The organism is Porphyromonas sp. COT-290 OH860, from assembly GCF_000768935.1.
Lineage (GTDB): Bacteria > Bacteroidota > Bacteroidia > Bacteroidales > Porphyromonadaceae > Porphyromonas.
The window spans coordinates 20,634-28,531 of record NZ_JRAR01000025.1 but is presented as its reverse complement, the minus strand read 5'-3'; the positions used below and the strand labels follow the sequence as shown (position 1 = coordinate 28,531).

6 protein-coding genes and 3 pseudogenes are annotated in these 7,898 nt (G+C 49.0%); 7 read left to right on the top strand and 2 right to left on the bottom strand.

All coding sequences use genetic code 11. The features are described 5' to 3' along the window. Positions 1–230 (bottom strand): annotated as a pseudogene (locus tag HQ41_RS03025) (IS5/IS1182 family transposase); the annotation flags it as partial. A gap of 109 nt (positions 231–339) precedes the next feature. On the opposite strand from HQ41_RS03025, the pseudogene HQ41_RS09465 reads away from it, so the two are divergent. After that, positions 340–571 (top strand): annotated as a pseudogene (locus tag HQ41_RS09465) (transposase); the annotation flags it as partial. Positions 572–716: 145 nt separating this feature from the next. Here the strand turns inward: HQ41_RS09465 and HQ41_RS03015 are convergent. After that, positions 717–1,064, bottom strand: a pseudogene (locus HQ41_RS03015) (Arm DNA-binding domain-containing protein); the annotation flags it as partial. A 1,041-nt stretch (positions 1,065–2,105) separates the two neighbouring features. On the opposite strand from HQ41_RS03015, the gene HQ41_RS03005 reads away from it, so the two are divergent. From HQ41_RS03005 to HQ41_RS02980, 6 genes are all read left to right on the top strand, one after another. Beyond that, complete coding sequence (locus HQ41_RS03005) at positions 2,106–2,882, top strand: dihydroorotate dehydrogenase electron transfer subunit (RefSeq protein WP_044187725.1); 777 nt, start codon at positions 2,106–2,108, stop codon at positions 2,880–2,882. After that, positions 2,876–3,787, top strand: a complete 912-nt coding sequence (locus tag HQ41_RS03000) for a dihydroorotate dehydrogenase (RefSeq protein ID WP_044187722.1) — start codon at positions 2,876–2,878, stop codon at positions 3,785–3,787. The genes HQ41_RS03005 and HQ41_RS03000 overlap by 7 nt, the downstream gene beginning before the upstream one ends. A gap of 13 nt (positions 3,788–3,800) precedes the next feature. Beyond that, positions 3,801–4,136 carry a DUF6122 family protein gene (locus tag HQ41_RS02995; protein WP_044187720.1) on the top strand — a complete coding sequence of 112 codons (336 nt, stop codon included), beginning with the start codon at positions 3,801–3,803 and terminating at the stop codon, positions 4,134–4,136. A gap of 236 nt (positions 4,137–4,372) precedes the next feature. Further along, on the top strand, positions 4,373–5,992 hold the full coding sequence (locus HQ41_RS02990) for a DUF4836 family protein (RefSeq protein ID WP_044187717.1): 1,620 nt from the start codon (positions 4,373–4,375) through the stop codon (positions 5,990–5,992). After that, complete coding sequence (locus HQ41_RS02985) at positions 5,989–6,633, top strand: ATP-binding cassette domain-containing protein (protein WP_152567314.1); 645 nt, start codon at positions 5,989–5,991, stop codon at positions 6,631–6,633. The genes HQ41_RS02990 and HQ41_RS02985 overlap by 4 nt, the downstream gene beginning before the upstream one ends. Next, positions 6,633–7,823: an ABC transporter permease gene (locus HQ41_RS02980; protein ID WP_044187713.1), complete on the top strand. Its 1,191-nt coding sequence runs from the start codon at positions 6,633–6,635 to the stop codon at positions 7,821–7,823. The genes HQ41_RS02985 and HQ41_RS02980 overlap by 1 nt, the downstream gene beginning before the upstream one ends. Positions 7,824–7,898 lie beyond the last annotated feature (75 nt).

The following is a 7,898-nucleotide window of genomic DNA, read 5'->3' as shown; positions in this document are numbered from 1 at the left end:
CCATACCAAGTCTCTAGCAAAAGGATCTTGAACATCAGCAAGGCATCGTAGGCAGGGTTACCTACGGCATTCTGTGTCTTGGTGTACTTCTTGTTCAGTAGCGTGCGGATACCGCGCCAATCAACGCAAGCATTGATTTGGCGGAGAAAGGAGTGCTTCATACGGTCACGACGAACCTGAGTATATACTTGTAGGAAGCTCGGAGCTTGTTCGGTTGGTTTGGTTGCCATGTCGATACAATTAATTACATATTAAAGATATTAATAATCATGGATATATTCAACACATCTAACAGCACATCTAGCCCAAAAGAGGCAAAATGACGTGCAACGGTCTCTCAAGGCTATTCGTGGGAAGACTCTTAACGAGAGTCAGAAGGCATTCAACCGTGTGATCAGTAAGACAAGGTGCTTGATAGAACGGACCTTTGGCAGTATTCGTCGGTGGTTCTTGGGGCGGACGCTGTCGCTACCGAGGGTTAGAGCGAACGCATACACAGAATATCCTTGAAGCTATGGCGTACAATCTCAAGCGTATGCCAGGGCTCCTTGTACTTCAAGCAGCCAAATGAGCACAAAATCCCCCGACCTTGTAGCTCATTGCTCACAAGGTCGGGGTAAAGGGGGAGGATACTACCACTGAAAAACACAGCCTCAAGCAGCAAAAACAGGACTCGAAGGAACTGAGGCGACGAAGGGGACCCATTGTGCAATGGTCTCCAAATGATAAAGCAGCCCTTGGCTATCGCTGTTTAAGCCGAAAAGCGTGGCTTTAACCTCCTCTGCTGTTACCACTTCCCCCTGCTTACTCTGCAAATACTCAAAGGCACGATGTACAGCGAGTTGCAAGCGGTCGAGTTCTGCGTTTACAGATACGGCTTCGGCACTCTTGCCCACGAGCCTGCTCTTACGGCTATCCCATAGCTGGGGAGAGCAAGCAATTTTACAGCTGAATTGCACCATTGTTCGTCCCACACTGAGGCGAGCCATAATGGGGCTTTTTCCTTCCTTACTCTGTGTGCCTCGCTTGAGGTAAAAGAGTAGCTTCAATGTCTTTTCTTTCATTGTCGTTTTTATTTACAAAGTTAGACCTCTAAGAGCTAGCTATCGCTATGCAAAACATTGAAAACAAGAGAGAAAACACCATGTTAGTTACCACTTTTTGCTTACCTCTTCCGAAGCCCCTAAAAGGGAACGATTTGGTAACTGAACTCGTTCTTTCAACTGCTCTTTTTTGCCTTTTTCCGTGGTGCAAGCCAATGCACCCAAACGAAAGAAATGCTGATAATCAAGCAGATAGCCTTTTCTCGCTTCCCCTTACTCCTAACTCCCATACTTTTGCATGGAAGCATCAAATGATATACACTCTTTTACTTTTTCGTATGATGATTGAGCAGGTTCTTAACCTCCAAGCGAAAAAACACGACACCTCGTATTTGCCCCCTAGCAAGCCTTAGGCTGCTTCCGACCTCATTTTGGGGCATTGGCTCCAGACAAGCTAAAATACCCGTCTTAAACAGCATAATTACAATTACCTAAAACACAAATGTATAAATAAATATTCTAGGCGACTTCATCGTAACAGAACGAGCATTTCGCAGTCTCTCCCCATCAATCTCCCGAGATTGGTGGACACATCTCAATAGATTAGTCCACCAACCTTAAAAAATCTTCCCACTAATTTCCCTAAAAGTCGAACTAGCTTCCCAAACTCTTCCTTCCATTCATTAAATTCTAGAGCTAAATTATTCACAATAATTAACAGAAAAGATGAGAAATTATGATCTAATAAAACTAGCAAACTCCCAGCCAGAGAGATGCCGATATGCCTCAGAATAGATCGCTTGGACTAGTCGATTGAGAGATTGACATCCAATCAAATTCGCTCAAAAAAAGTTCCATTTCACTGTGAACGAACTAAGTAACGAGGACTATGAGTTCACGATCTGGACATCTATCCATGATTGTGCTGCCTAGTTAAATTGAATATCTGAGCCAAAAATTTGGTCAAACGATAGCGGATAGCCCAATCGCTTAGGCATAAGCATCACTCGTCTGTTTTAGCTATCTTTGAGGCAGAAATCGTCGAATTTTCAGTCTGACAGAATGATTGCGAAGAAACAAATAGCTCTTCTACAGCTAAGCGAAAACCTTGCGCTTGGCAGAGGTAACCATTTACTTAAACTTAGAATGCCCGAGGGAGCGCTCCTGCCTGCCATGTACGCAGGGCAGTTCGTGGAGGTACAAGCCCCGAATGGAGAGGTTCTCCTACGCCGCCCTATATCTGTCTGCAATGTAGACGAGGCTAGGGGTGAGCTCTGGCTACTTGTGGCACGTGTAGGACGTGGTACGGAGGCCATTACCGAGGCCAAAGTGGGCGACCAGCTCAGTCTAATCTTTCCGCTAGGTAATTACTTCCGCATAGAGGGAGCCAAGCGCCCCCTACTCGTGGGGGGTGGCGTTGGGACAGCTCCAATGCTCTATCTAGCCAAGACATTTGCAGATAGGGGTATCCACTCCGAGATCCTATTAGGTGGGCGCACTGCAGATCAATTGGTCCTACTAGACGAGTTTCGTCGCTATGGCACACTGCACCTAACTACAGATGATGGTACCATGGGAGTACATGGACGAGTAACCGACCACCCTCTCTGGCAAGAGGCCCAGTATGACCGTATCTACACCTGCGGCCCCAAACCAATGATGGTGGCAGTGGCTCATTTGGCCAAAGAGCGAGGTATAGACTGCGAGGTATCGCTAGAAAACACAATGGCGTGCGGTCTAGGCGCTTGTCTATGCTGTGTGGAAGATGTACACGAGAGAGGTAACGTATGCGTGTGCACAGAAGGGCCTGTTTTCAACTCCAAAGAACTAAAATGGTAAAGACACAAGTAAATATCGGCGGGCTAACGATCAAGAACCCCGTCATGACGGCCTCTGGCACATACGGCTATGGTCTGGAGTACACCGACTTCGTCGATCTAGCGCGTCTAGGAGGGATCGTAGTCAAGGGCACAACTCTACATCCACGTCAAGGCAACCCCTATCCACGCATGGCAGAGACTCCCGCAGGTATGCTGAACGCTGTTGGGCTGCAAAACAAAGGTGCACATCACTTCTGCCAAGAGATTTATCCGCAGATAGCGCATTTGGACACAGCGGTCGTAGTAAACGTGAGTGGCTCTACAGTAGAGGACTATATCGCAACGGCAGAGATGATCGCATCACTGCCCAATGTGCCAGCTATTGAGCTCAACATCTCCTGTCCCAATGTCAAGGAGGGTGGCATGGCTTTCGGTGTTACCTGTGCAGGTGCAGCCGAGGTTGTCCGTGCCGTCAGACGTGTTTACCCCAAGACGCTCATCGTCAAGCTATCCCCAAACGTGACGGATATCACGGAGATCGCTCGTACCGTAGAGGCAGAGGGGGCAGACAGTATCTCTATGATCAACACCTTACTCGGCATGGCCATAGATGCAGAGCGCCGTCGGCCTATCCTATCTACTGTCACTGGTGGACTCTCGGGACCAGCCGTCAAGCCCGTAGCGCTACGCATGGTGTGGCAGACATCTAAGGCTGTCCAAGTACCCATCATAGGTATGGGCGGTATCGCCTCAGCCACAGATGCGATCGAGTTTCTACTAGCGGGAGCCTCGGCCATACAGGTAGGGACCTACAACTTCGTAAATCCATCAATAACCGAGACAATCGTCACGGGTATCGAGGACTATATGCATCGCCACGGCATCGACGATATCAATCAGCTTGTAGGAGCACTCCAACTCTAAAGTCTAGTCCGCCATGTTACAAACCCTCGTCCACTACTCGCTACATCTAGTAGCCCCTCTACTGCTAGCTTGGATATTCTTCCCTAGAGACCGCAGGCGTATGGCATACATCGTGATGCTCCTGACGATGCTTGTGGATCTAGACCATCTCTTGGCCACACCTATCTTCGACCCAGACAGATGTAGCATCGGCTTTCACTTCTTGCATAGCTATTACCTCATTCCCTTCTACATTCTTATGTGCTTCTTGCCTTATAGGCGGTTGGGATTGCCTTGGTGGCTGAGCGCAGTGGGTATCGGGCTAACGTTTCACATGTTCACTGATTGGCAAGACTACTACCTCTGGTAGATATGGTCTTCCCCAAAGAAGGTGACCCAAGGAGCCGGACCCATACTACGCCAGCCGCAAGGGCTGCGTAGTATGGGTCGGTTATCTCTATCCAGCACTACCCCATAAGAATACAAACACCTCAAAAATAAAACCTTGAGATCAGCAACAAGGGCACTTATTTTGGCTTATCTACTATTATTTGATACATTTGTTAGCACTATTCATTAACTATTACATTTAACGAAGTAGACTTTATGAACAAGAACCTACTAAGCAGACTATTGCTACTATTCATTGTGGGAGCTGCCCTCTTCTCGTGTTCCAGAAAGAATGAGCACGCAGAGCGTATCCCCGCAGATGCGATTTTCGTCGCCTCTATCAACCTGCAAAATCTAGTAGACAAGTCTGGCTACACTGCGGAAGATGCCAAAATCCTCGGGGCGAAGTTTGCAGAAGAGGCTCAGAGCTCTCTATCGCCAGAGCAGATCAAATACTTCCAAAAGCTCATCGCAGACCCAAGAGAGGCTGGGCTATCGCTCAAGGCTCCCGTATATGTGTTCTCCAGCCCAGACGTCTCGTTTGCTCTAGTGGTTCAAGTAGACTCGGAGAGTAAGCTAGAGACGTTCATCAGAGAGTCCTTCAAAACAGACGGCAAAGAAGTCAATATCAGCACTCAAGATGGATATCATTTTGTTAACCTCAACAATACTGGGCTACTTGGCTATGACAACCGCTCATGCATCGTCACATTCGGCAAGGCAACTGGTCGAGATGTACAGCTCAAACACCTAGGCGAGGCAATGAAACGCAAGGGGAGCGAGTCCATCACTAAGCATAGCGCATACAAAGAGATGGAGCAAGAGCAGGGTGATCTACGCATGTTCTACTCTCTAGGTGGTATGATGGATATGGCTATGCAGGGATATGGAGCTCTAGGCGCCTCAATGGCACGTGAGATCTATTCCTTCAATATCGACAGCTGCTATGCTATCAATAGCATAGCCTTCGAGGCAGGTAAACTCACGTATGCCCAGAGGATACACACAGAGAACCTCAAAGCCAAGCAAAGCCTAGAAGAAATCTACAAAATAGCGAAGCCCTCCAGTGGCGAATTTATCAAGTACTTCCCTGCATCTTCTTTGGCGTTCCTAAACATCGGCCTAGATGGGAACAAGCTACTCAAGCTCATTTCTGGAGGTTCGCTCGGTGTGATACTCGCTATGGCGGAGGCCGAGGGAGTAAATTTCTCCACCCCAATCGCTAGCCTAGATGGAGACATCACCATAGGCTTGATGGAGCTACATGAGGATTACGTCGGTGCTACTCTGATGGCCAAGCTCAACGACGAGCAACCTATGGTCAGTCTGCTAGACTACTTCTACACCCAAGCCGTAGAGCAGGAGGGAGGGGTCAATGCCGACTTTGTCAAGATTGACAACCAAAATTATCAGACCATCATTGACAAGATGACGATCTCCTTCGGCGTCAAGGACAACATCTTCTATATCTCCTCACTACCCACAGAACAGACTTGGCAAGAGCATAAGCAGAACGCCTCGGAGATGCCAGAGGGACAGCTCCTCGGCAAGTCGCCTTCGGTGCTGCTAGTAAACATCGCTCAGATTCTCAAGGTAGACCGCATTGCCAGCGAGCTAGCAGGAGAACCCCTCATCAAGCATCAGGTAGAGAAGTTGGTCAGCCTGACTTCCTGCTATAATGATAAGAACATAAGCTCAACCGAGCTACACTTCAAAGATGCTAAGACAAACGCCCTCAAGCAACTTGTCGATATGATCCGTGAAGTCTCGGAGGCAAAGCAATCTGCTCCAGTAGTAGCGGAGGAAGCGACTCAAGAGACTGAAGTCACTCAATGATCCAGCGTATCGGCTTGGAGGGCGTAGTCCCTCAAGTATTCACAGAGGGTTGTCCCTGCTCCGAGGTTTGGCACCAGAGCCTAACCCTAGAGCGGGGACAGCTCTATCTGATTGAGGCTACCTCTGGAGCTGGCAAGTCCTCGCTCTGTAGCTACCTCTACGGACATCGCTCGGACTACACGGGACGAATCACTTTCGACGGAGAGGATATTCGAGAGATTAAACCCGAGCGGTGGTCTACCATACGCAGAGAGTCGATAGGGCTACTCTTCCAAGAGCTCAAGCTATTCGACAACCTAAGCGTCTGGGAAAACATACAAATCAAGAATCAACTTACCCAGCAGCACTCACCAGAGGAGATTGTACGCCTGCTCACTCTGCTCGGTATCAGCGACAAGATAGATCAACCTGCAGGCAAACTGTCCCTTGGTCAGCAGCAACGTGTGGCTCTAGTGCGTCTGCTGATGCAGCCGCTAGACTTCATACTGCTAGACGAGCCAATCAGCCATCTAGACGACGCCAATGGTGCGATCGTGGCAGAGCTCATCATCGCCGAGGCTCATCGTCAAGGGGCTGCCATCGTCTGTACCTCTGTGGGCAAGGCTCTACCACTACCCTACCAGCATATCTACCAACTGTGATGAATAAGCTCGTCCTACGTCTGCTACGTCAGCACCTCAATCGAGGGCAGTTGGTTGGCTTCTTCGTTGCCAACCTAGTCGGCCTAGTCATCCTACTCCTCGGCATTCAGTTCTACCAAGATGCTGCCAAGACAATCAATGGTTCAGACCGACTACTCCCCAGCGATTATATCATTCTCTCCAAACCCGTTCAATCCGATAAGCTCTTCAGCCGAGGAGCAACGACCTTCTCCAAGGACGAGATAATTGGGCTAAGGAAACAGAGTTTTACCAAACGCCTTGGGCAGTTCACTCCAGCTAAGTTTAGGGTAACGGCAGCCATACACTTCGGCATTGAGCTCTATACCTATATTTTCTTCGAGGCCGTCCCCAACGAGTTCCTAGATGTATCTCCCGAAGACTGGACATTCACACCGGGACAGACCGTACTACCGATTATCATTCCTAGACAATATTTAGGTCTGTACAACGCCGCCTTTGCCCAGAGCCAAGGATTGCCGCAGATCTCAGAAGCGGGCATCTCTCGTATTCCTCTAAGTATTACGGTACAAGGACAGGGACGTGAAGATGTGTACGAAGGGCGCATCGTAGCTTTCAGCAACCGCCTCAACACAATCCTAGTCCCCAAGAGCTTTATCTCGTGGGCCAATAGCCAATACGCACAAGGCATCGAGGCGCCCCCCTCTAGGCTGATCCTACAAGCGCACAACCCAAGCGAACCAACCATAGGCGAGTATATTCGCCTGCATGGCTACCAAATAGAGGGAGGCAACACAGCTGGAGAAGGTATGGCGATTTTGCGCCTCATCGCCTCGGGAGTCTTTGCTCTTGGGCTACTCATCAGCTTACTCTCCGCTTATCTGCTGATGCTAAGCATCTACCTGCTCCTACAGAAGAATACCAAAGAGCTAACAACACTACTGCTCATCGGCTACAGCCCTAGGGACATTTACCGACCTTACTGGCTACTCACCTTTAGCCTTAATGCTCTTGCCCTAGTCCTATCGGCAGGTATTGTGCTGATACTACGTAGCCTTTATCTAGCTTGGGGGCAGGCTATACTCCACAACCTAGCTGGGGGAAGTATCCTACCAATGCTGATCACTGGGCTGGCGCTACTCGTTCTATGTGCTACGCTTTTTGCATGGGCGATCCGTCGAAGAATCCTTAACCTACCTGCATATAGCTAATTAGACTACGAATAGCTCAGACGAAGCCGCAATAAAGACGGGTGTATGGACGTTTCTAGAGCAGAAACTCACCCA